The 25,644-nt window shown below is 35.4% G+C and carries 19 protein-coding genes; 15 read left to right on the forward strand and 4 right to left on the reverse strand.

What is annotated here, in order from left to right; translation table 11 throughout:
• Nucleotides 1–19 precede the first annotated feature (19 nt).
• Entirely contained in the window at nucleotides 20–3,361 is a 3,342-nt protein-coding gene (locus DWB61_RS00945) for a hypothetical protein (protein ID WP_125028994.1), read from the reverse strand.
• 365 nt (nucleotides 3,362–3,726) lie between these two features.
• Between DWB61_RS00945 and arsC the strand changes: the two genes are divergently transcribed.
• The 6 genes from arsC (at nucleotide 3,727) to DWB61_RS00975 (ending at nucleotide 11,100) form a co-directional block, all read left to right on the forward strand.
• On the forward strand, nucleotides 3,727–4,071 hold the full coding sequence (gene arsC / locus DWB61_RS00950; RefSeq protein ID WP_125028996.1) for an arsenate reductase (glutaredoxin): 345 nt from the start codon (nucleotides 3,727–3,729) through the stop codon (nucleotides 4,069–4,071).
• Nucleotides 4,072–4,128: 57 nt separating this feature from the next.
• Nucleotides 4,129–5,178, forward strand: coding sequence for an endonuclease/exonuclease/phosphatase family protein (locus tag DWB61_RS00955; RefSeq protein ID WP_125028997.1), 1,050 nt, complete (start codon nucleotides 4,129–4,131; stop codon nucleotides 5,176–5,178).
• A gap of 230 nt (nucleotides 5,179–5,408) precedes the next feature.
• Nucleotides 5,409–7,271, forward strand: a complete 1,863-nt coding sequence (locus DWB61_RS00960; RefSeq protein ID WP_125028999.1) for a methylmalonyl-CoA mutase family protein — start codon at nucleotides 5,409–5,411, stop codon at nucleotides 7,269–7,271.
• 46 nt (nucleotides 7,272–7,317) lie between these two features.
• Nucleotides 7,318–9,474: a methylmalonyl-CoA mutase gene (gene scpA / locus DWB61_RS00965; RefSeq protein WP_125029001.1), complete on the forward strand. Its 2,157-nt coding sequence runs from the start codon at nucleotides 7,318–7,320 to the stop codon at nucleotides 9,472–9,474.
• A gap of 186 nt (nucleotides 9,475–9,660) precedes the next feature.
• Nucleotides 9,661–10,488 carry a hypothetical protein gene (locus DWB61_RS00970; RefSeq protein ID WP_125029003.1) on the forward strand — a complete coding sequence of 276 codons (828 nt, stop codon included), beginning with the start codon at nucleotides 9,661–9,663 and terminating at the stop codon, nucleotides 10,486–10,488.
• Nucleotides 10,489–10,590: 102 nt separating this feature from the next.
• Nucleotides 10,591–11,100 carry a thioredoxin family protein gene (locus DWB61_RS00975; protein ID WP_125029005.1) on the forward strand — a complete coding sequence of 170 codons (510 nt, stop codon included), beginning with the start codon at nucleotides 10,591–10,593 and terminating at the stop codon, nucleotides 11,098–11,100.
• A gap of 79 nt (nucleotides 11,101–11,179) precedes the next feature.
• On the opposite strand, the gene DWB61_RS00980 is transcribed toward DWB61_RS00975, so the two are convergent.
• Together DWB61_RS00980 and DWB61_RS00985 are read right to left on the reverse strand one after the other, a co-directional pair.
• Entirely contained in the window at nucleotides 11,180–12,769 is a 1,590-nt protein-coding gene (locus DWB61_RS00980; protein WP_125029007.1) for a PorP/SprF family type IX secretion system membrane protein, read from the reverse strand.
• 49 nt (nucleotides 12,770–12,818) lie between these two features.
• The gene (locus tag DWB61_RS00985; RefSeq protein ID WP_125029009.1) at nucleotides 12,819–14,810 is read right to left on the reverse strand and encodes a gliding motility-associated C-terminal domain-containing protein; all 1,992 of its coding nucleotides are present in this window, start codon (nucleotides 14,808–14,810) and stop codon (nucleotides 12,819–12,821) included.
• A gap of 375 nt (nucleotides 14,811–15,185) precedes the next feature.
• On the opposite strand from DWB61_RS00985, the gene DWB61_RS00990 reads away from it, so the two are divergent.
• From DWB61_RS00990 to DWB61_RS01010, 5 genes are all read left to right on the forward strand, one after another.
• Entirely contained in the window at nucleotides 15,186–15,638 is a 453-nt protein-coding gene (locus DWB61_RS00990; RefSeq protein ID WP_125029010.1) for a deoxycytidylate deaminase, read from the forward strand.
• An 11-nt stretch (nucleotides 15,639–15,649) separates the two neighbouring features.
• Entirely contained in the window at nucleotides 15,650–17,245 is a 1,596-nt protein-coding gene (locus tag DWB61_RS00995) for a S41 family peptidase (protein WP_125029012.1), read from the forward strand.
• Nucleotides 17,246–17,478: 233 nt separating this feature from the next.
• Nucleotides 17,479–18,294: a Spy/CpxP family protein refolding chaperone gene (locus DWB61_RS01000; protein ID WP_125029013.1), complete on the forward strand. Its 816-nt coding sequence runs from the start codon at nucleotides 17,479–17,481 to the stop codon at nucleotides 18,292–18,294.
• Between the two features lie 84 nt (nucleotides 18,295–18,378).
• Nucleotides 18,379–20,112 (forward strand): bifunctional metallophosphatase/5'-nucleotidase, encoded by a 1,734-nt coding sequence (locus DWB61_RS01005; protein ID WP_125029015.1) that lies wholly within the window; start codon nucleotides 18,379–18,381, stop codon nucleotides 20,110–20,112.
• A gap of 51 nt (nucleotides 20,113–20,163) precedes the next feature.
• Nucleotides 20,164–20,451 (forward strand): hypothetical protein, encoded by a 288-nt coding sequence (locus DWB61_RS01010; RefSeq protein WP_125029016.1) that lies wholly within the window; start codon nucleotides 20,164–20,166, stop codon nucleotides 20,449–20,451.
• A 72-nt stretch (nucleotides 20,452–20,523) separates the two neighbouring features.
• Here DWB61_RS01010 and lpcA read toward each other — a convergent pair whose 3' ends face one another.
• A complete protein-coding gene (gene lpcA / locus DWB61_RS01015) occupies nucleotides 20,524–21,096 on the reverse strand; it encodes a D-sedoheptulose 7-phosphate isomerase (RefSeq protein ID WP_125029017.1) in 573 nt (190 codons plus the stop codon).
• A 168-nt stretch (nucleotides 21,097–21,264) separates the two neighbouring features.
• On the opposite strand from lpcA, the gene DWB61_RS01020 reads away from it, so the two are divergent.
• The 4 genes from DWB61_RS01020 to DWB61_RS01035 all read left to right on the forward strand — a co-directional run bounded on the left by DWB61_RS01020 (nucleotide 21,265) and on the right by DWB61_RS01035 (nucleotide 25,626).
• Nucleotides 21,265–22,065: an ion transporter gene (locus DWB61_RS01020; protein ID WP_125029019.1), complete on the forward strand. Its 801-nt coding sequence runs from the start codon at nucleotides 21,265–21,267 to the stop codon at nucleotides 22,063–22,065.
• A 190-nt stretch (nucleotides 22,066–22,255) separates the two neighbouring features.
• Nucleotides 22,256–22,570: a hypothetical protein gene (locus DWB61_RS01025; RefSeq protein ID WP_125029020.1), complete on the forward strand. Its 315-nt coding sequence runs from the start codon at nucleotides 22,256–22,258 to the stop codon at nucleotides 22,568–22,570.
• Nucleotides 22,571–22,671: 101 nt separating this feature from the next.
• On the forward strand, nucleotides 22,672–24,663 hold the full coding sequence (mutL, locus tag DWB61_RS01030) for a DNA mismatch repair endonuclease MutL (RefSeq protein WP_125029022.1): 1,992 nt from the start codon (nucleotides 22,672–22,674) through the stop codon (nucleotides 24,661–24,663).
• 147 nt (nucleotides 24,664–24,810) lie between these two features.
• Entirely contained in the window at nucleotides 24,811–25,626 is an 816-nt protein-coding gene (locus DWB61_RS01035; protein WP_125029024.1) for a rhomboid family intramembrane serine protease, read from the forward strand.
• The last annotated feature ends 18 nt before the right edge of the window (nucleotides 25,627–25,644 follow it).

The raw sequence follows: 25,644 nt of genomic DNA on the forward strand, positions 1-25,644 counted from the left end.
TATGTTTTTACAACTTGAATTATTCTTCGGTTATTTTAATGTTTGATATGAAAATATGTTTATGGCCTTCCTCATCGGTAGCCATGGCTTCTAGCTCAGACCAACCAGTTTTTAAATCATTTTCAGAAGGTTTAAAATTGATGGTATTACTTGAGACTGGCGATGCTATGTTTTCAATTAAAACACCTTGGCATTTTACAACGAGAGTGCTTAATGTTACGTTTGAATCAATGATCACCTCAATATTAGACGATTTGCTAAAAGACGTTCCATTTGTAGGATTTTTAATTTCGATTTCTGATGACTGGTTCGTTGTTGAAGAAGGTGCTTCATCGCCTATATTAATTGAAATTGTATCGGCAATTATCTCGTTATTTTTAGCTACAACTTTAAAACTAATTTCGTGTTCTCCTTCTTCCCATTCAATAGTATTAAACAAGAATTCATTATTGGAAGTAGCTCTATTGGTGTAAGCTAACCCATCAACTTTAAAATCAATACTAATATTCATATCTTCCGGATGCGAAAGATTAAGTTTTCCCGAAATGATTTCTCCAATATTATAACTGTCTGATATTCCGGAAACAGAGTTTAAATAAATATATTTGATATTTATATTTGATAAATAAGTGTAAGTATTATCATCCCAATCAATACCAATAATTTTAAGTTCATTATTTCCTGCTTTTAAATCTTCTTTATAAGGGTTTAGAGTGAAGGTGTTGTTTGATTGAAGATTTGAGAATTCGTGAAGTTCCACACCGTTATTATATACAACTAAAGATTTTAATGAAGTTGATGCTGTGATAATAAGATCCTGATCTAAATCACCATTGATCGTAGTTCCATTTTTAGGATTCGTCAGGTTGATTTTTGTGTTTTGTGTTGTGTTAGGGTTTGGTGTATTTTTATTGATGGAAAACTCTGCTGTGTCTCGGATCACTTCAGAATTATCACCTTTAATTTCTACAATAAGCTTGTAGTCACCTTCTTTAAGGCTAAGTGTGTTGAAGAGTATTTCGTCATCTACTTCAGATTTCGATTGTTCTGTTGTTCCATCAATTTTATAAGAAATAGTTGGAATCATTTCTTCTGGATACTCAACATTAATTTTCCCAGAAATAATATCACCGATGGCATAATGATCAGTTAAGCCGGTAAGACCATTAAAGAAGATGTATTTAACAAAAATATTCGAATAATAAGTATATGTTTTTAGATCAACAGTTTCTCCTACGATTCGAATTGTATTCCACCCATAGTTTAAATTTGCGTTATAAGGGGTAAGATCGAAGGAATTGGAAGGTTCGGGAATGTTAAAAGTGTGAATTTCAGTATCGCCAATATAAAGTTTAAGGTTATATAAACTTATATCGGTATTTATTGAAAAATTTGATTCAAGAGCTCCATTGACTATCGTTCCATTATATGGAGCAGTTAGTTTGATATGCGAGTTTTCAACACTATATCTTTGTGGCGTACCATTAGTACTTATTCTAATCTTCTTTTTAAATTCGAATGGTTCTGTTCCAATACTTTCAACTAATACTTTAAACTCAGAAACTCCTTCATTTAAATCAATTGTATTTATTAAGATTTCGTTTATGGTGTCAGCCATAGTTGGAATAACCTTGTCGTTGATTGAGAATGTTATTTTAGGTTCTGTACCAAAAGGTATATTCATGGTAACTTGACCAGAAATAAAGTCACCGACGTAATAATCTGTCAAGATACCACTAACGCTAATGTCATTTGCTTTCATAACGGTAGTTGTAAGGTCTTCCCAGTTATTGATGGTATATTCTTCTGTTGTATTAAGGTTATAACCTTTGGCTATATAAACGACTTCATTCAATGAGTTTTCTTCGGGGTTAGTATCGAAATTTTCGTTGATATAAAGTGATACCTCAGATAGATTGGAATTACAAGGAATCTCAATCTTCGATCTTTCTTCTGCTTTGAATGTATAAATCTGATTTTCATTTGTTCTAACAATAACAAATTTAGATTTCTCTACAGGGAAGTTATTGAGACTCACAGTGCAAGTTTTTTCTAATTCTTTTAAATTAAAAGTTACTTCATCTATAGCTTTATTTCCTAGATTATCAGTTATTTCTAATTTTAGTTTGTGAGGACCTTTTTTTAGCTTATTTGTTTCAATAAATGTTGCATTAGATTCTGCATTAGGTTGGTAGAATTCTACTGTTTCATCATCGATAAAGAATACTTTATTTTTAATAGAACTATTATCTAAATTAGCTTCATAATCAGGAATTAATTTCAATAAATCTCCCTTTATAAGAGAATTGAAATTTTCAAATTCATTGATAGATCCATATAATCTAGGAACAAGAGAGGTGTTTTTGTCTTCCCAGTTTGCAATGGTATAATTTTCGTCAATTGACATATTGTTACCATTGGCGGTAAATATGGGTTCTGTAGATAGATTGCAAGTGTATTCTAAATTTTCAATAACATTTATACTACAAGTAATGATTTTGGAATCACAAGGAACTTTAATTGTGGAGTTAGCGTCAGCTTTGAATATAAATTTATGATAGTTTTTTCCATCTACGGTTTCCACTAGAACATATGAAGACTTTTCTGAAGGAAAATTCTTTAAATTAATTGAAAGAGTGTTCTCAAGCTCTATAAGGGAAAAGGTTAAATCTTCTTCTATGCTTTTACTATACCCTTTATCATTAGAAATTTCGATCATCATTTTGTGATCTACTCCTGCATCCATATTTTCTGTAGGAATTAATAATGTTGCAAAGCCTTTATTGTAGAATGTAGAATGCTCAATAGTATTACCGTCTATAATAACTTTGGTACTTATGACAGTCTCGCTAATATTTGAGGTGAAGTCAAGTTTAAATCTTAATAAATCAGTTTTTACAAAAGAATTGATTGTTTCGATTTCAGGAGTCGTAAGACTTAAAACCTCATTGTAATAATTTGCATTAGGGTTGGTCCAATCTGTTATTGTACGTTCTTGGGCTGTTGTTGAAAAAGTTCCTTTACTTCCATAACCTAAAGTGGAATTAATTTTTTCCCAGGGTAACCATTTTTCATCTTTAGGAACAAAAACATATATTAGACATTCTTCATCTTCAAGAGGTACATTTATTTTAGTGTCTTTTTCGAGGATATGTTTATATTGACGAATAAGCTCGCCGTCATTCTTTAGTAAAACCCATAATGTTTTACCTTCTAAATAATCTGGATAACTGCCAAGGAAAATTGTTGTAGATTCACCAGTTACTTCATTAGAATCTGGAGCTTTAATCTTAGAATCATCTTCACAAGAGTATAATCCTATTAATAAAAAGAGTAAGGGGATAAGGTGTTTTAATCTCATTGCTTTGATCATTTGAATGTTGGTTTTATTTATAATTTTGTCAATGTTTATGCGAATAAAATTATTGTTACGATAAATAATATGGCTCGAAATTACATTATAATAAATATTTTTCAGCCAGTTTTGATGCTTGTTTATTGAATGGTATGTTTACTTGATTGGAGTGTGAATTTTATTACGTGAAATGAATAATTTGGATTTCGTTTGATTATATGAATGAAGTTTCTTAATTACTAATGACCCCAAAGTATTTATTTCTCAAGCAAAACTTTATACCTAACTTTGTTATTCGCTGGGCCAATTAGCTTTTGCGTTAAATCATAAATCGATAATCCCATATTTGAGATCTAAAATTATTTTATAGAATGCTTAAAATTTACCACAACCCACGCTGTTCGAAATCACGTGCAGCACTTGCTTATCTTGAAGAAAAAGGACTTAAACCAGAAATTCGTTTGTATTTGAAAGAACCTTACACGGTTGATGAAATGGAAGATGTCTTGAAGCGAATGAACAAGGAACCTCAGGAGATTGTTCGAACTCACGAAAAATTATATAAGACTGATTATAAGGACAAAATTTTTAATCACGATGAGTGGATTAAGATTTTATTAGAGTCGCCAGAGTTGATTCAGCGCCCTATTATTGTGAATAAGCACAAAGCTATTTTTGCAGTTCCCGCCGAAGAGCTTGAAAAAATTATCGATTAACAATTAGTAATTGATAATTATTCATCACTGATTGAACATTATTTAGCTCCAATTATTATGAGGGTACTTCGTTTTATTTCAATACTATTCAACAGTTTAATTCTGTTTTCATGCGATCCATTTGGAACCAAGATAGGGGATGAGGTGAGTTGTTTTGAAGCTGCAGAACCTGAAGAAGTATCTTATCCTGATACGTTAAAAGTGATGACCTGGAATGTGAAGTTTGGTGGTGGACGAATTGATTTCTTTTTCGATTGCCATGGGGATAGGGTGATTATGGAAAAAGAGGAGGTCGAACAGAATATGAACCTATTGGCTGAGAAGATTCGGGAGGTAAATCCGGATATTCTTTTTTTACAAGAGGTGGATATTAACTCTAAGCGATCAACTTTTATGAATCAGGTTCAGTTTTTATTGGATCATACGGCCCTGAATCATGGTGTCTATGCTTCGCAATGGAAAGCAAAGCATATTCCAAGCGATGGTATAGGTAAAATGGATTCAGGGAATGCGATTCTATGCAAGTGGCAGCTTACTGGTGCTAAAAGAATTGCTTTACCATTAATAAGTGAACAGAATTTTATTGTAAGATATTTTTATTTAAAGCGTAATCTTTTACATGCAAACTTGAAACATTCAGACGGGGAACTGAATTTACTCAATACACATGCATCTGCTTATGCCAAGGACAATACGAAGAAACAGCAGCTTGAAATTATTAAGCATTATGCTGATTCTTTAAACTCTCAAGGATTGCCATTTATTTTGGCAGGAGATTTTAATGCTTTGCCTCCTAATACCAAGCAAACACAGAATTTTGATGATTCTGTTTGTGAAAATGCCGATTACGATGCGGATAATTACAGTGCAGAAATGGATTGGATGAGTCCTTATTATGAAAATTATGAATCAGCTATCTGTTTGGGTGAATATTCCAATGATAATTTGAAATATTTTACTCACACAACGGATAAAAATGGCTTTTGGAACCGCAAAACAGATTATTTATTCACGAATAAAAACTTTGTTTCTGGTTCAGGAGTAACGATTCAAGATTGGATGGAGGCTTCAGATCATGCACCTATTATTGCTAATTATGAGTTGTGAATTCAAAATTATGAATTTGACAAGAAGATATCGTTGCCTAACTGTTAGTAATTCACGGCTCTGATTTCAAGAGAAAAAGGTTATTCCCTTGAAGTTCTTTTATAATTCATCATTTATAATTCTTAATTGTAAAGTATGATGCAAAACATCAAAATTTTCATTCCCTAAATGATAAAAAGGCCTTATTTTTAGGCTCTAATTTTAAAACAGTTACATTAACAGTTACAGTTATGGCAGATAATAAACTTTTTAGTGACTTTGCTCCTCAATCAACTCAAGAGTGGATTGACAAAATCACTAAAGACCTTAAAGGGGCTGACTTTGATAAAAAGTTAGTTTGGAGAACTAATGAAGGATTCAATGTGCAGCCTTTCTACAGACTGGAGAATATGGATGATAAAGCCTTCATGAATACTTATCCTGGAGACTTCCCATATGTTCGTGGTAATAAAAAGGATAACAATGATTGGTTGGTTCGCCAGGATATTATTGTTGAAGATGTAAAAGTTGCCAATGCAAAGGCACTTGATATCTTAAACAAAGGTATCGATTCAGTTGGATTCGTTCTTAACTGGAAATCAATCAACAAAGAAGAATTAGCTACTTTGTTAGAAGGTATCTATATGGATTGTGTTGAAATTAACTTCGCAAAATCACATTCTTCTGTGGAACTACTTCAAAACTTACAAGCACTTGCTACTGAAAAGGGTATTGCTTTAGATAAAGTTAAAGGTGGTGTTGCTATCGATGTTATTTCAGGATTTAGCACAGTAGGTAACTATTGTCAGTCTGAAGAAAGCGCTTTCGCTTATGTGAAAGAAGCTATCGAAGCATCAAAAGCTCTTCCTAACTACAAAGTTATTGCAGTAACAGGTAGTTTGTTCAATAATTCTGGATCTTCAATTGTTGAAGAATTAGGTTTCTCTTTAGCATCAGGTGCTGAGTACCTAGGCAGAATGATTGATGCTGGTCTTTCAGTTGACGAGGTTGCTCCTAAAATTGGATTCAACTTTGCAACGAGCTCTAAGTATTTCATGGAAATTGCTAAGCTAAGAGCTGGGCGTATGCTTTGGGCTAACATCGTTAAGGCATTTGGTGCGTCAAACGAAGCGGTTTGTAAAATGTATGTACACGGAGAGACTTCTAACTGGAACAAATCAGTTTACGATCCATATGTAAACATGTTGCGTACACAAACTGAAACAATGTCTGCTGTATTGGGGGGATTGGATTCATACACAGTAAATCCTTTCAACTCAACTTACGAACAAGCAACTGAATTTTCAGAGAGAATCGCTCGTAACCAACAATTATTATTGAAAGAAGAATCGCACTTGGGTAAGATTGCTGACCCTGCTGCAGGTTCATACTATATTGAGTCATTAACTGAATCGATTGCTGATGAGGCTTGGAAATTGTTCTTAGCTGTTGAAGACAAAGGTGGTTACCTTGCTGCTTTCAAAGCTGGATTCGTTCAGGATACAATTAAAGCTACTGCTCAGCAAAGAGATTTAGCTATTGCGACTCGTAGAGAGAATTTCTTAGGAACCAATCAGTTCCCTAACTTCGGTGAAGTTCTTGAAACAATTCCGGATTCAGTTCTTACACCAGAAGATAAAACTGCTGCAGATGCAGTGTGCGAAACATTGAAGCCATATCGTGGTGCTCAAGCTTTCGAAGCTCTTCGTAATAAGACTGATATTTACGCTAAGGAAAATGGTCGTCCTAAAGTGATGATGTTCCCTATTGGTAACTTGAATATGCGTAAGGCTCGTGCACAGTTTGCATGTAACTTCTTCGCTTGTGCTGGATTCGATGTTGAAGACCACAATGGTTTTACATCAGTGGAAGAAGGCGTGAAATTCGTAACAGAAAAGAATGCTAAGATTGTTGTGATTTGTAGCTCTGATGATGAGTACGCAACTATCGCTCCTGAGCTTTTCGAAGCACTTAAAGGAAAAGCAATTCTTGTTGTAGCAGGTGCTCCAGCATGTGCTGATGAATTGAAAGCTAAGGGTGTTGAGAACTTCGTTAACGTGAAATCTAACGTTCTTGAAACTTTAAAAGCATACCAAGCCGAGTTAGGAATTTAGTAAATACGTAACATGTTACGTAAGTACAGGTTAAAAAGAAAAAGAAATGAAGCCAAATTTTAAAGATATAAATATCAAGTCATCTTCAAGAGCTGCTGCTACTTCTCAGGAATGGGAAAAGGAAAACGGCATCGAAAAATCTTGGATGACACCTGAGCAAATTCCAGTTAAAACAGCTTTTAACAAGGAAGATTTAGAAGGTATGGAGCACCTTAACTATGTTTCTGGTTTACCTCCATTCCTACGTGGACCTTATTCAGCGATGTACCCTTTGCGTCCATGGACAGTTCGTCAGTATGCAGGTTTCTCTACTGCTGAAGAATCAAATGCATTTTATCGTCGTAACCTAGCTGCTGGACAGAAAGGTCTTTCGGTAGCATTCGACTTGGCTACTCACCGTGGATACGATTCAGATCATGCTCGTGTGGTAGGTGATGTGGGTAAAGCTGGTGTAGCTATCGACTCTATCTTAGATATGGAGATCCTTTTCGATCAAATTCCATTAGATGAGATGTCAGTATCAATGACAATGAATGGTGCAGTACTTCCTGTATTGGCTTTCTACATTGTTGCTGGTTTAGAGCAAGGTGCTCGATTGGATCAACTTTCTGGTACTATCCAGAATGATATCCTTAAGGAATTCATGGTGCGTAATACTTACATCTACCCACCAGATTTCTCAATGAAAATTATTGCAGACATCTTTGAATTTACTTCACAAAAGATGCCTAAGTTCAACTCTATTTCTATCTCAGGTTACCACATGCAAGAAGCAGGTGCTACCGCTGATATCGAGTTGGCTTATACGCTTGCTGATGGTTTAGAGTACCTTAAAAAAGGTGTAGCTGCTGGTATGGATGTTGATACATTCGCACCTCGTTTGTCTTTCTTCTGGGCTATCGGTATGAATCATTTCATGGAGATTGCTAAGATGCGTGCTGGTCGTTTACTTTGGTCTAAGATTGTAGGACAATTTAATCCTAAGAATCCTAAGTCGATGGCATTGCGTACTCACTCGCAAACTTCAGGTTGGTCATTAACGGAGCAGGATCCTTTCAACAATGTTGGACGTACTTGTATTGAAGCTATGGCTGCTGCATTGGGTCACACTCAATCATTGCATACAAATGCATTGGACGAGGCGATTGCTTTGCCAACTGACTTTTCTGCGCGTATTGCTCGTAATACTCAGATCTATATTCAGGATGAAACGACTATCTGTAAAGCGGTAGATCCTTGGGCGGGTTCATACTACGTTGAGTCATTAACTCAAGAACTAGTAGAAAAGGCTTGGGCTCATATCGAAGAAGTTGAGAAATTAGGTGGTATGGCTAAAGCTATTGAGTCTGGTATTCCTAAACTTCGTATCGAAGAGGCTGCAGCTCGTACTCAGGCTAAGATTGATGCTAATACTCAAACTATTGTAGGTACCAACAAATACCGCCTAGAGAAAGAAGATCCATTGGATATTCTTGAAGTAGACAACACGGCTGTACGTATTGCTCAAATTGAGAGATTGAAAAAACTACGTGCTAACCGTGACCAAAAAGCTGTTGATGCTGCTCTTAAAGCCATTACTGCTTGTGCAAACGGTGGTGAAGGTAACCTGTTAGATCTTGCTGTTAAAGCGGCTCAACTAAGAGCTTCATTAGGTGAGATTTCTGACGCTTGCGAAGAAGTATGTGGAAGATATAAAGCTGTAATTAGAACCGTATCAGGCGTGTATTCATCAGAATCAAAACAAGATGCTGACTTTGCTGAAGCAACAAAGTTAGCCGACAAATTTGCAGAATTAGCAGGACGTCGTCCTCGTATCATGGTTGCGAAAATGGGTCAAGACGGTCACGACCGTGGAGGTAAAGTTGTTGCTACTGGTTTTGCTGATATAGGATTCGACGTGGATATGGGACCTTTGTTCCAAACTCCTGAGGAAACTGCGAAGCAAGCTGTTGAAAATGATGTACACATTGTTGGTGTTTCTTCATTGGCTGCAGGTCACAAAACTTTGGTTCCTTCTGTAATTGCAGAATTGAAGAAATTGGGTCGTGAGGATATCATGGTTACTGCGGGTGGTGTTATTCCAGCTCAGGATTACGATTTCCTATACGAGGCAGGTGTTGTTGGTGTATTTGGTCCTGGTACCAAAGTATCAAGATGTGCTATCCAAATGTTGGAACTTCTTATCGAAAACAATCAGGAGTAATAAACTCTCGATTTACTATATTAAAACCTGTCAGTTTTCTGACAGGTTTTTTTATGGAGTTATGTTGAAGCATAACCTTTCTTTTAGTCCGATATGATCAAGTTTAATACAAATTATAACGAATACTTATTGTTAATTGTTATTTTTCCTTAGTTTTGTTTTATAATTAACTATAAAAAGAAAAAAATGATAAGAAAATCTACATTAGTGTTCTGGCTGGCTGCCCTAACAATAACATTCACCTCTGTTTCTTGTGATAAAAATGACGATTCAGATACAAAACTTATTGAGACTAATCATCCCGTTTATGTTTCTGAAGTAACACGTGATGATTATAAAAATGTTTATTCTTATGAGAGAGTAGAAGATAAGATTCGTTTAAAACAGGTTGATTTCTTTGAAGACGGAAAGAAGAAATTTGAGTCAGTATTGAATTATGATGATCAAAATCGTTTAATTGAATATAAAAACATTATTGTTGACACAGAAGCTTATGAGTTTGTTGATGAAATATTTGATAATGTTGTTGATAATAATGTCCGTATAAGCTACGTCTCAGATAAAATTACGATTACGAGTATTGATGACGATAATACTATGGTTCTGACTTTAGACAGTGATGGTTTTGCTTATAAAATGGAAAGAAATAGTGAGGAGGAATCAGCAGTTATTCTAATTACTAGGGGAAATAACAATGTAGTCACAGCAACAAACACTTATGTCGACAAAACGGATGATTCTATACCTGATGAGGTGGTGAACCATCTAACTTACGATACTAAAGAATCGATAGATTATATCAGAATGATGCTTCCATGTTTGTATTCTAAAAATAATCCAGTAAGAGTAGATGAAGAAGGTGGTGATTTTAAAATTACTTATTCATATGAGTACAATTCATTTAATTATCCAACAAAAATAACAGAAAGCTATATAGAGATTGATGAAGGACATAAATATGAAGGAACATCTATAACGAATTTAGAATATATTAATGCTGATGAAATTAAATAATCTGTATTAATCTGAGTGTTCAAACCTGTCAGTTCTCTGGCAGGTTTTTTTTGTGGAAATTACTTACCTTGCTGCCTGATTAATGACTAAGATTTATTAATTATGAAGACACAAATAATAGTTCTGGCTTTAAGCTTAATTTCTTTAACTGCTATGACACAAAAAATCAATCAAACTAAACTTGATGATCGTATTGAACGTTCTATTTTATTTGGAAGAGTGACGCTTGATGGTTTGAATGACACACTTTGTGCTAATTGGTTTAAGCCTGAATTCAAAGCTTATGAAATTGATGAAGAGATACTGTCGGATCTAATGGGAACTGGCCTCTCAGGACTTAAAATGACCCTTGTTTTGGGAACATGGTGCCACGATAGCCACCAACAAGTGCCACGTCTGATAAAGTTGTTGGAGGCAATGAATTTTCCAATGTCAGATCTGGACTTGTATGCAATGGACACCAACAAACAAGCACCCGGAATAGATATCAAGGCCATTGATGTGACATTGGTTCCAACCCTTATTGTTTATAAGGGAGAGAAGGAGTTAGGCCGAATTATTGAAACACCTAAGGTGAGTCTCGAAGCTGATTTGCTTGAAATTTTAAAATAAAATCAACCGCTGATTAAGGCAGATTTTTCACGATTTTGTTTAATCGTACAAAATCATATTTTATCTGCGTCTGATAGGTTTACTCATAAGAATAGATTTCCAAGTAAACTCTTCGGTTGAAGGCACGGCTCTTTTCATTTGTGTTTTCAACTAAAGGAGAATTTTCACCATGAGGAAGAATAATAATTCGACTCTCAGGAATAATATTCTGAATGAGATAATCATGTATGGTGTTGAGACGTTTATAGGCAAGTTCTCTGTTGAGTTTGGCCGAACCTATATCATCGGTATGTCCATGCAGTTTTAGAACGTAATCCTGATGTTCTTTCATGATTACTATAATAGCATCCGCTTTTTCTTTCGACAAATCAGTTAAACTCGCTTTCCCAAATTCAAAAAATAAATTTTCTAGTTTTTTATCCAGAGCAATACGTTTCTCATTGAGTTCAGGACAACCATTATTGGTGAAACTACCTGGCTTTTCCGGGCACATGTCTTCACTGTCTACAATGCCATCCCCATCGGTGTCTAGAGAACAACCTCTTTCATCAACTCTATAGAAAGGTGGTGTGTTGGGACACATATCTTCACTATCTACAATGCCATCTCTATCCTGATCATTCATTCGACTATCCTCGGCATACTTCTCTAGTTCCTTCTCCAGTTGATTGATTTTATTGTATTTATCTTCAAGAATATCTTTCAAATAGTTTAATTCGTCTAATTGATTATTCTTTACTTTGGGTGTTGATTTACGGAATGAATAACCAATTAGGAACTCATGATTACTTGCAGCTATATGTGCTGTATTTTGCGTGTTTACATTATAGGAATAACCCACTTTAAAGTTCTTTAGCGCATTTACCCCAATATTAAGACCGATGGCATATTTATTTTTATAATTAACTGCAAACCAACCTTTATCTTTTAGTTTAAGTAGTGCATTTACGTCGTATTGTAATGGCGTATTTCTAACAAATCGCATCATGAAATTTGGTATAAAAGACAGATCTTTTATGTGAGTAATAGGAATTTCATAACTTCCTGATAAAAGGAAATGACGAGATTGTCTGTACAAGTCCTCACCATCGTATTTAGTTAGGTTCGATTGATTAATCAGCTGTGGGATAGCTAAGCCAATGGTCAGTTTCTCATTGGTATAATAAGCTCCAATATTTGCTACAAACTCTGTATTGTTATAATGATTTCCTTGGAGTAAATCATCGTTCATATCTGCATTTGTCTTGTTTAAATTTAAACGGAAATCTGAAATGCCTGCTGATAGACCTAAACGTAGAAATTGCTTATCATCAATTTTAATTCGGTAGGAATAAGCAAAATCAGCCTGTGTATTATTGAAAATGCCGACATTGTTATTGGAAAGGTTAATTCCGACACCATATTTCCCTTCTTTTAATCCAGCATCAAGAGTGAAAGCGTGAAAGATCTGCCCACCATCGAAATCTCTAAATTTTTCGTTTCTAATTAGATAAGCCTGAAATAAGTTATTATAGCCAACCGCGGCAGGATTATAAACAGATGGATTGATATAGTACTGATCTACAAGAGATACTTGTTGAGCTTGAACTTTAAATAAGAAACAAGATAATAACACAATGCTAATCGATAAAAATCGGAAGAGTGTGAGTGTGGTATAGCGTTTTCTCATAGATGAGGGCGTGTGGTTAGATCAATTTATTTAAACTTTTGTCTTAGTCTTATTTACCGAGGATTGATAGAATCCCTTTTATGGGTGCGATATCATTTCTATGGAATTCTATGAGATAAAAATAGGATCCATTCGGAAGTCGAGAACTATTAAAAGTACCTTGCCAATCGTTTTGGTAACTGTGAGAATGATAAACCTCCTGACCATATATATTAAATATGCTAACCTCGGGAGCATCCCATTCGGTTTTGTAGCTAATTGTCCAGTTATCATTCCTCCCATCACCATTGGGTGTTAAAATTCCATTTATGGCATAGTCTTTCGAGTTACTAAAATCAATTCTGAATTCATGTCCAAGAGATGTCGATTTGCATGAATTAGCATCAACCACTGCCAATTTATAATCACCCGCTTTCATATCGCTAAGTTCAATATAGTGGTCATCGCTAATTAATGTTTTATAGTTTTCGAAAATATAGGTATATGGTGCTTTTCCTCCATTTACAAGAACATTTACTTTCCCGTCAGATCCATTGATTTCATCTGTTGTGATAATGTCTATATAGGGTGTTGAGTGTATCTCCAACTTAGGTTCTGCTGCAATAACTTCATCAACACAATTATCAATTAATATTTTATATCTAGAATCAATATCTGCAATTAGGTTCTCAAAAACGACAGGACCTCCATCACTTGTGATGCTCTCCACACTTATATTCTTATCGTATAAATGGTAGGTGACGTTATTTTCTGTAAGTGGCAATTCAATATCTAGGGCTTCTCCCAGACAAATTTCTCCTGGAGTAGCAAAGTTCTCAATCGGGAAACCATTTGTTTTAACCAATTTCAAGTCAACCTGATTGTTCAATTTAAGTTTATCAGGACAAACCATTTCTCTGGCGTAAGCAAAATAGCTGGTGTTATTCTCAGGGTAGACTTCTGGGAAACTAGCTTTTCCTCCATTTCCAATGATTTGTGTATCTAGAAAATTGGTTCCATCATGAAGTTGATAAATAACTTCTTCTTGGCTGTCAACAACACTGATTATAAGAGCTTCGCCTTCGCAGACTTCAGTTTTATTACTAATTAACTGTCTACTTGTATTTGCCGGATGATGAACATCAACTTTAAAGGTAAAATCGACTCTTATTGGATCAATACAAAAATGACCTTTGGCATCAATACTGTAAGTTGTGGTAAGTGTTGGACTAACAAGCCCAAAGTCGATAAATCCTCCGTTACCAGTGACTTGTTCTCCAATTTTGCTTTCTCCATCAAGTAATTGGTAATCAGCTGAGGGATCAGATGGTGAAAGAGAAAGAAGGACATTTTCGCCTTCACATATAACCCTTTTGTCAGAATAAATATGCAATTGTGTTTCAGGAGGAAGTCGAACATCAAGATGGAAATCTTGTGTCAAAGGAACTGTCGTTTGACATTCGTTTCTTAGGGCATTTACATGATAAGTAGCACTTCTGAAAGGCTCAAAATTATCGATCAATAGACTTGATCCATTACCAGAGAATGAAGCTTCGCTGGTATTGGCACCACCTGCAATTTGGTATAAAACATCAACTTCACTATTGTGGATAGTAAGGCTTGTATTTTCACCAACACAGAGGGAGCTGTGGCTAGGGCTAATATTTAAATCTAATTTTGGTAATGAAAGAACCTCGATTAAGATGTTTGGACTCAAGTTGATCGACTCTGAAGTGGCAATATGAGTGGCTACAACGGTGTAACTAGAATTAGTTGACGGAGATATGGGTTCGAAACTCGCTTCTAAATTATTTCCAAGAATGGTGTTGGATACAAAAACATCCGAATAATTATCTTTTAGTTGATATTGAACACCAATTTCAGTGGTACTCAGTGTTACTATTGTAGATTCGCCAAGGCACAGTTTTGAGTCATTTGCCGAAACAATTATTGAACTGTTAGGTGTAATCTGACTTGCTTGTACTGTGTTTGCTAGTAGAGTGAGCGAGAAAAGAAATGTATAGAGTTTAAACGAGTATGATAAGAGTATATGTTTGGGCATATATTAATGATTTTTTATGTTAACCCCAATCTTTGTTTTAGCTCTAGTTTGTCTTATTCGAGTCACATTTAAAAGAATATAGGGGACGATTTACGTTCTAAAAAAAGTATGTTTTTTTGAATATCGAATGGGCTAATATAATTAAAATCAGCTGAAATTAATTCAGTAAACCAGCCTTTTTTTAATAGTGAATTTTTCACTTTACTTATGATTTTAAAATGATTAATAGAATGAAAGATCAGATTCTAATAAGTGCTGCCGAATAGCTTTTCTCTATCTCTATTTTGAAATAAATATGAAACTTGAGGCCTAATAAATTCAGTAAGCTTTATTTTTTTCTATTTTTGTTTAATACCTACTAAATAAACCAATAAAATGCAGGAGATTTTAAGTACAGAACTTTTGGAAAAACAAGAGAAGCTTGATTGTAGATATCTGAGAATGGCTATTGTTTGGGCTGAAAATTCTTATTGCAAACGTCGTCAGGTAGGCGCTTTGATAGTGAAAGATAAGATGATTATTTCTGATGGCTATAATGGAACACCATCGGGTTTTGAAAATATCTGCGAAGATGATGATAATAAAACGAAGCCCTATGTATTGCATGCCGAGGCTAATGCAATTACAAAAGTGGCAAAATCGAGTAATAGTAGCGAGGGTGCAACCTTGTATGTAACGGCAACTCCTTGCATTGAATGTGCAAAACTTATTATTCAAGCAGGAATCAATCGAGTTGTTTATTCTGAAGCCTATCACTGTAATGATGGAAAGGATCTTTTGATTAGAGCAGGAATAGAGGTGAAATTTATAGATAGTAAGAACTTATAAAACCATATAGGATGAATAATAAAACGAAGATGTTTCTCCCCATTTTATTAGCTATGGCTATTATCCTGGGTATGTTTATTAATTCTTTTTTTCAACCCAATTCAACAACGAGGATCTTTAATGCACCCGCTTTAACTGCAAGTCATAAATTAGATGCTGTTTTAGATATGATTGTTGAGGATTATGTGGATACTGTTTCAGCCGAACGACTGGTTGAACAAGCTATTCCAGCTATTCTTAAAAACCTTGATCCTCATACAGTTTATATCTCTGCTAAAGATTTGCAGGGGTTCAACGAAGATTTAAAGGGAAATTTTGGCGGAATTGGTGTTCAGTTCATCCGTTATCGGGATACAGTTGCAGTTGTTAGAGTTGTAGAGGGAGGTCCTTCTGAACATGGTGGAATTCTTGCCGGAGACAGAATCGTGAAAGTGGATAGTCTTTCAATAGTAGGAGCTGACATGAAGGACGATTTTATCATGAGTAAGTTAAAAGGTCCAAAGGGAACAGGTGTAAAGGTCAGTATTGCTCGTCGTGGCGTTAAAGATTTGATCGAATTTGATATCATTCGTGGTTCTATTCCAGTTGCTAGTGTCGATGTGGCTTATATGATTAATGATGAGTTAGGCTATATCAAAGTCAGTCGTTTTGGAGCTACAACTTTTCATGAGTTTTCTAAAGGATTAGAAAAATTGAAGGGGGAAGACGTTAAAAAATTAGTGGTTGACCTTAGAGGAAATACTGGGGGCTATATGTCTGCGGCTACAAATATGATTAATGAGTTTTTGCCTGAAGGTAAGATGATTGTTTATACTGAAGGCAAATCGCAAGCTAAAACAGACTATGTATCTACTGGGCGAGGAGATTGTCAAGATCTTCCGATTGTCATTTTAATTGATGAATTTTCAGCTTCGGCAAGTGAGATTTTTGCTGGAGCCATTCAGGATAATGATAGAGGTAAGATTATTGGTCGCCGATCATTTGGTAAAGGTTTGGTTCAGGAGCAGCGAATGTTGCCTGATGGTTCTGCTATGCGACTGACTGTTGCTCGTTATTATACACCAACAGGTCGTTGTATTCAAAAATCATATTCTAATGGAAAAGAAGCTTATAATGACGATATTAATTTGAGATATATACATGGTGAATTCCAAAAGAAAGATTCCATTCACTTTGCAGATTCTTTAAAATACACAACCCCGGGAGGAAACATTGTGTATGGTGGTGGAGGTATTATGCCGGATATTTTTATTCCAGTAGATACAACAGGCTATTCAAGCTATTTTAGAGAGTTAAGTCGTAAAGGCTTAATTTATCGATTTGCCTTCGAATATGTTGATAGGCATCGAGCTGAGATGAAAGCTTTCACCAAGGTTGATGAAATATTGGCTTACTTAAAGAATAAACCACTGATTAAGGAGCTGACGAAATATTGTCAGGATGCCGGTGTAAAACCGGATAAGAAAGGTCTAAATAGCTCTTTAGAGATAATTGAGACACAAGTAAAAGCTTATATTGCTCGTGATTTAATTGATGATGAAGGTTTTTATCCTATTATTAGTAAATTGGATAAAACAATTGATTATGTGATTGATATGAAAGAGTAATTCAAATTTAAATTTCATATATCTTAAAGATCTACCCATTGGGTGGATCTTTTTTTTTGATTTGAAATTAAACCTTTCGAAAAGGAGTACGTCTAAATCCCGAAAGCGATTTTAAAATGAGAGTGGATCCAAATTAATGAAATCTCATTTAAATCAGAATAAATTAATTCAATATTTAACATCAGTTGATCTTCTATTATAAAGGAAGAACCTCTGTTAATAAAAATGAAGATATGAAAACTAAAATAACAGTATGTATCGTAATGACTTTAATGTTTTTCAGTGGAATAGCTCAGGCACAACAAAGAAAAAGAGCCGAAAGAATGCAGAAAACAATGATTCAATTGACAGATGATCAGAAGGAAGAATTGAAAGCCGCTAAAGTTGAATTTGCTAAAGCAAGCCTTGATGTAAAGAATGAATTGAATGAGCTTAAAGCTCATCAAAGAACTTTAATGTCTGCTGAGAATTTAAATGAAAAGAAGGTTTTTGAGAATATCGATAAAATGACGGCTTTAGAAAAGCAATTGATGCAAGAAAGAGTTAATATGCGATTAGCGACTTCTGGATTATTGGATGAGGATCAGCAAATACATAGAAATATGCGATCTGATTGTTCTAATATGCGAACTCCGCAGATGAAAGGTAGAAGAGGTCAAATGCAAAAAGGAGATAAAAGATGCTTTGATGAAGGAAGAAATCAGAGGGGTGTGAATTCTTTCTGTGCTTTAGGTTTGTCTGAAACGCAAAAAGAGCAGATGAAAAAATTAAAGCTAGAGCATAAAAAAGCGACCCAGAATTTAAGAGAAGAAATGCAAGAACTTCGCTTAAAGCAAAAACATTTGTTTACCGATGAAAAGCCTAATAAAAACGAAATCTTTTCGAATTTAGATCGTATTTCATCTATACAAAATCAGTTGGCTAAAGAAAGAGTTAAAAGTCAGAAAGAGATTCGTAATATATTAGATAAGGATGAGTTAGTTCTATTCTTATCGAGACCTCATAAAATCAATGAAAACGGGAAAGCAAGAATGCATAGAGCTTTTTAACTAAGTGATAATGGTTAGTGTTTGAGTAAAGGTTTCGGTATTCCGAAACCTTTTTCTATTTTTGGAGATTCAATACAATTTGATATGAAGAAATTAGCATTTTACCTCCTGATAATCATACCTTTTCTATTTGCTTGTGAAGCAGAACGGAAAGATGAAGTAACTTTTAAGATACTAGCTACGACCGATGTGCATGGCGCTATTTTTCCATACGATTTGGTAAATGATAGACAGGCTGGCAGCTCGCTTGCCCAAGCCTATTCTCATATATTCCAAGAGCGTGGTAAAACCAATCAACATGTACTGTTGTTGGATAATGGTGATATTCTGCAGGGAGATCCTATGGTGTATTACTCCAATTTTGAAAAGACCGAGCAAGAGCATATTTGCGCTGAGGTTATGAATTTTATGGGTTACAATGCGGGAGCTGTTGGGAATCACGATATAGAACCAGGTCATGAGGTTTACGATCGTTTGGCAAAAGAATTTTCTTTTCCTTGGATGGCTGCTAATGCGATTAAAAAGAGTGATGGAACACCTTACTTCCAGCCTTATACAACAATTGAGAAGGATGGGATTAAAATAGTAATTATTGGTTTTGTAACTCCAGCTATTCCTAAGTGGTTACCAGAGAAAATTTGGTCGGGGATGCATTTTGAGGAATTGGAAGATTCTGCGAAAAAGTGGATGGCAATAATCAAAGAAAAGGAGCAGCCAGATATGGTTATTGGTTTGTTGCATTCGGGAATGGGTGAGCTTGGAGATAATAAATCAGAAGTAAAGGAAAATGCAGCCTTGCAAGTGGCCAAAAATGTATCTGGCTTTGATATGCTTGTTTGTGGGCACGATCATCAAGAGACGATTAAATGGGTTGAGAATATCGATAATCAGAAAGTATTGATTGTAAACCCAAAATCAAAGGCGCAATTTATAGCAGATGTTGCTGTTCGTTTTCGTTTGAATGCAGATAAGAAGACTTACACTAAGAAGTTTGAGCCTCAATTGGTAGATGTTAAAGCTCTGCCAGTCTCTAAAGATTTTGAAGAGCGATTCCATTCATCATTTACTGAGGTAAAAAACTACGTTTCTAGACCAGTTGGCCAATTTACAAAGAGTATTGAAACGTCTGAGTCTATGTTTGGTGATTCTCCATTTGTGGACTTGATTCATAATATCCAACTTGATTTGGCTGATGCTGAGATTTCATTTACTGCCCCTTTATCTTTCAATGCGAGTATCGATTCGGGAATGCTTGAAGTTCGAGATTTGTTTAAACTTTATCGATTCGAGAACTTACTCTACACTATGAATTTAAGTGGTCAGGAGATTAAAGATTTTTTAGAATATAGTTATGACAAGTGGTTTCGACAAATGCAAAAGAAGACGGATCCGATGTTGTTTATCGAATCTTCGGAAAAAGGGAATCGATTAAGCACCATGTTTTTTAATTACGATTCGGCTGAAGGTATAGATTACGAACTGGACTTGAAAAAAGAAAAAGGGAATAGAATTCGCATTATCAAAATGAGTAATGGTCAGCCTTTTAATTTGGGTAAAACTTATAAAGTGGCATTAAACTCATACCGTGGAAACGGAGGTGGAGGTCATTTGACAGAAGGAGCAGGGCTTTCGAAAGAAGAGCTCACCAAGCGATTGATCAACTCAACAACAAAGGATTTACGCTTCTACCTGATGAAGTGGATTGAAGAAAAAAAGGTGGTGAAAGTCACTTGTAATAGGAATTGGACAGTGAGACCAGAGGCTTGGTGGCAGCAGGCTAAAGAACGAGAATATAAGTTATTATATGGTGAGAAATGAACCCTTATAACTATTAACCAGAGTCAGTAATTTAAGATAAAAACAAAAAAAATGCCACAAGACGAGGAAATTGAATTAGCGAGTGCGCAATTCGATAATTTATTGAATAGAGAACAAAAAGAGGCTTTTAACTATTTATTAAAGCACACCGTATTTTGCCCAAATTGCCGTAATATCTGCCCACAGGGCGTTGTCGATCATATTACGGTTTTAACGGATGCTGATGAGGTATTAATGAAAGGAAAATGTGCCAAATGCGGCAGTGGCGTAACCCGACTGATGTTGATCGAGGAAGATGCTTGTTTTGCAGATCGTGTAAAAGAGATTCGAAATAACTAGAAAAGAATATTGATTCAAAAAAAGATCCAAGCTTTAACAGTTTGGATCTTTTGTATTTTATAGACTTGCTTTTTAAAATTGCGATTCGATATATTGAATCAGGCAATGAATCACTTTAATGTGAATTTCCTGAACTCGGTCAGAATAACCCGTCCAGGGCACTCTAATCTCCACATCACAAAGTTCAGCCATTTCGCCTCCAGTTTTTCCAGTCAGACCTACAATGGTCATCCCTTTTTCCTTAGCAGAATTAATCGCATTAATAATGTTCTTAGAGTTTCCAGAAGTACTGATACCTAAAAAGACATCGCCCTTTTGTCCCATGCCTTCAACGTAGCGAGAGAAAATGTAATCGAATCCATAATCGTTACCCACGCAGGTTATATGACTTGGATCCGAAATTGCAACAGCAGGCATCGCTCTACGATCGTTTCTAAATCGTCCTGTTAGTTCTTCTGCGAAATGCATGGCATCACACATGGATCCTCCGTTTCCACAAGAAATAACTTTCCCACCATTTTTAATAGCATCAGACATGGCTGCCCCGGCTTTTTCAATGGCAATAAAATTCTCTTCTTTGTTAATAAATGCTTCCAGTACTTGGTGAGCATCATTAAAGCTAGTTTTTATATCTTCAAGAATCATAAGGTTCAATTTTTCTCAAAACTACAATAACAATTGGCAACTAACAATAATGAAAGGAAAAATCATATTTTGTAAACTGCATTTTAGCTAATGACTTAGCTAAGATCATTGGAATTAATTAACTTCGGGTCAATTTCAAATTTCTTCCAGATAAACTCATTCAATAGTATGACAATCAAATCAAAACTTTACGAAATTATATTTGAGTCTGACACCAAAGCGGGTAAACTCTTCGATTTGATACTACTTGTGGTTATTGTTTTGAGTATTCTTTTGGTGATGCTCGAGAGTGTACCATCTATCGAGAATAAGTATCACTCTCTATTGAAATTTCTGGAATGGGGCATTACCCTTATTTTTAGTTTGGAGTATTGTTTGAGAATATGGATTGTATCTAAACCCAAGGTCTATATTTTTAGCTTTTATGGAATTATCGATTTCTTATCCATCCTACCTAGCTATTTGGGTCTCTTCTTTGTGGGAACCCATGGTTTCATGGTTATCAGAGCACTACGATTATTAAGAGTATTTAGAATTCTTAAGCTTAATCGTTATATGAACGAAGGAGCAATCATTATAAAAGCATTGAAACAAAGCCGAATAAAAATTTCCGTTTTCCTTTTTGCTGTGCTTACTATGGTTGTGATTATCGGAACCTTGATGTACTTGATTGAGGGAGCTGAAAATGGTTTTACAAGTATCCCACGTGGTATTTATTGGGCTATTGTTACCCTCACAACAGTTGGTTATGGTGACATTTCTCCTAGCACGGCTTTGGGTCAGCTCATTGCTTCTTTTGTCATGATAGCTGGGTATGCAATTATTGCTGTGCCTACAGGAATTGTTACAGCAGAATTATCTAAACCCAATAAGGCATTACCATCCGGAAAGGTTTGTGGAAACTGTTTATCCGAGGGGCATAATTTAGATGACCAGTATTGTAGATTCTGTGGGGCAAAACTCTTATAAAGTCTGCTAGATTGAAAAAAGCGGCTTGATTTTTAGACGCAAATAAATAAAGAATTGAGCAACAAGAACTTTGTTAATATATCATAAATACCTTCATGTCTGAATTGTATTTCTAGACTGAAATTCAGTATTTATAGCTATATTTGCCTTACAATCGAAGAAAATATAAAAAGCATTAACACAAGGAATTATGGCATTACCAGGTTTTTTTAAAAAGCCAGAGCATAAAAGGTTTAATATTGAACCTCGCTATTGGGATCCAGCTAAAGAAGAGCGCGAGGAGAGAGAGAATCGTATCAAGGCCGAGTTGGGAATGACAGATGATAACGGTCAGTATATTCCGAACATTAAGGGACAAATGAGACGTTCTCTGCGTCATAAGAATGCTGATGTAAGACATTCAAATAAAAAGTCGAATATTCGTCTCTTCATAATTTTAGTGATTTTGCTCATAATAGCTTTTGGCTATATCTTTGGTTGGGATCTCTCAATACTTAAAATGTAGCGAGCTAATTGAAACGAAACTTTATTTTTGAAGCTTCGTTTTGTTTTATTTCCCTTTTGATAAGGGGAAACAAGGAATATTTATCTCACATTTAATTCTATATGTCCGATATTATACAAATACTTCCAGATTCAGTTGCGAACCAAATTGCTGCGGGAGAGGTGGTTCAACGTCCAGCTTCAGTCGTAAAGGAATTGGTCGAAAATGCAATTGATGCGGGAAGTACTTCCATAAAAATAAACTTAAAGGATGCAGGTAAAACCTTAATCCAAATTATTGATAATGGTTGCGGTATGTCAGCTACTGATGCTCGATTATCTTTCGAGCGCCATGCCACATCCAAGATTAAAGCAGCTAAAGATCTATTTGCTATTCGGACCATGGGTTTCCGTGGCGAGGCTTTGGCTTCAATTGCAGCTATTGCAAATGTTGAGCTTAAAACGAAACGAACAGAAGACGAGTTAGGGACACATCTTGTGATTGATGGTTCTGAACTAATTTCTCAAGATTCTGTCGCTTGCCCGTCGGGAAGTAATTTTATCGTTAAGAATCTTTTCTTTAATGTGCCTGCACGCCGCAAATTTCTTAAAGCAAATTCTACAGAGCTTCGAAATATTATTACTGAATTCCAACGAATCACCTTATCGAACCCTGATATCGAGTTTCAATTGATTCATAACGATGTTGAGATTTACAACTTAACACCTAGTAATAGACGCCAAAGAATTAGTAATGTTTTTGGTCGTAGTATCAATACCAGATTAATAAGCATCGATACCAATACAAGTATCGTTAAGCTGACTGGTTTTATTGGAAAGCCTAAGAATGCTAAGAGAAAATCTGATGAGCAGTTCTTCTTTGTGAACAATCGCTATATGCGTCATCCTTATTTTCATAAGGCTGTATTACTGGCATACGATAAAATATTACCCCCCGATACGGTACCCCCATATTTTATCTTTTTTGAAGTTGATCCTAAGATTATTGATATTAATATTCATCCAACCAAAACAGAAATTAAGTTTGAGGATGAACAGGCAATCTTTCAGATTATTCAAGCTTCGATTCGCGAGGCACTAGGGAAATTTAATATTGTACCTTCTATCGATTTTGATGAAGATAACAGTTTAGAAATTCCGGTTGCCAATCAGGATTCAAGTGAGATTGGGATGCCTATGATTAAGGTCAATCATGAATTCAATCCATTCGAGGCTGAAACCACTTATAACCCCTTTGCCGGAGAAAAAACGTACAACCCTTTCGAACAAGAGGTAAATTCAATAGAGCATAATCAATTTTATCAGGAATTTAAGCCAAAGTCGAGTCCTTCACAAAGTTCGAGTCCGAAGAAAGAAGTTCCAAAAGATTGGGATAAACTCTATCAGGATAGAGAACCCGATTTGATTCCTGACTATCCAATTGGCGGACAAAAAGAGGTGAAACGACCTCCTATTCCAGATTATTTTCAGCCTAAGGAAGCCCCTCAGAATCAAATACAGCAGCAGATTTTCCAAAGGGAGAGCAGTGCTAATTCACAGAGTTTTTTCCAGTTAAAGAATAAATATATTCTAACACCTGTTCGTTCTGGTTTAATGATAATTGATCAGCGAAAAGCACACGAACGTATTTTATTTGAGAAGTTTAGAAATTCAGTTGAGAATAATCAAGGGATCGCACAACAAACCCTTTTTCCTCAAACCATTGAGTTTAATGCTTCTGATTATACGCTTTTACAGGTGATTATTGAGGATGTTAAAGCCCTGGGTTTTGATATCAGAGAGTTTGGAAAGAAAACATTTGTGATCAACGGAACGCCAGCTGATATTCAAAATGGTGACCCTAAGGAATTACTTGAGAATCTTTTGGAGAACTATAAGGTAAATCAATTGGATGTTAAGGTGAAAGTGCGTGAGAATTTAGCAAAAGCTTTAGCAAAGGCATCAGCGGTGAATTATGGGAAATCGCTTAGTTCTGCTGAGATGAGTGCTATTATAGATCAGCTTTTTGCTTGCGAAACACCTAACTATACACCTGATGGAAAAACCATCGTTTCGGTTCTGGAAACACAAGAACTTGACAAACGTTTCAGGTAAACACTGACAACTTGACTTTAATTCCATTATTTTGTTTCTTGGTATGGCTCTTGTAAGACTAAAGACCTGCAGTAGAAATAAGTTTTTATATTGAGATGAAATCGATATTGAAAACTGGAAATTTAAGCACTATCTAAAAATATTGATATGAGTAATTTTAAATCGTCATTATTAAATCTGCCTCCAGTCGTTAAAAACCTCCTGATAATAAATGCGCTGATGCTTTTAGGGACTTGGGTTTTGCAACAAACTGGCGTTGATTTAAGCAAAATATTAGGTTTACACTTTTTTGCATCGGAGTATTTTATGCCGTTTCAGTTTGTCACGCATATGTTTATGCATGCCAACATTACTCACTTGTTTTTTAATATGTTTGCTCTATTCATGTTCGGTCGTGTATTGGAATCTGTTTGGGGACCTAAGCGATTTTTGTTGTACTATATGCTAACCGGACTTGGTGCAGCAGCCTTGCATACCTTTGTTTTATGGTTAGATTATGCTTCAGTAATGAAGGCTTTTACAGCGTTCTCGAACACACCAACTCCAGAATTATTTTCAGCTATTATTAAAGATAGTTTGGGACGACCACCGTCTTGGGTTTATGAATTTGCTGATAAGTGGGCTGATAATCCGGATAGTATAGCTTATGCCAATCAGGGTATTGAGATTGCTCGTCGAGCAATTACTGAAAGTATTAATGTAACAACAGTTGGAGCTTCGGGAGCCGTATTTGGTATTCTTCTGGCTTTTGGTATGCTTTTCCCCAATACCGAATTGATGTTACTATTTCTACCCATCCCAATCAAAGCAAAATATTTTGTAATGGGGTATGGAGCCATTGAACTTTATTCAGGGTTTATGTATTCATCCGATGGTGTAGCTCACTTTGCTCACCTCGGCGGTATGCTCTTTGGTTTTATCCTGATAAAATACTGGAACAAACATTCCAATCGTTTTTATTAGTAGATAGCGATACGATAA

Source organism: Ancylomarina euxina, assembly GCF_003863355.1.
Taxonomy (GTDB): Bacteria; Bacteroidota; Bacteroidia; order Bacteroidales; family Marinifilaceae; genus Ancylomarina; species Ancylomarina euxinus.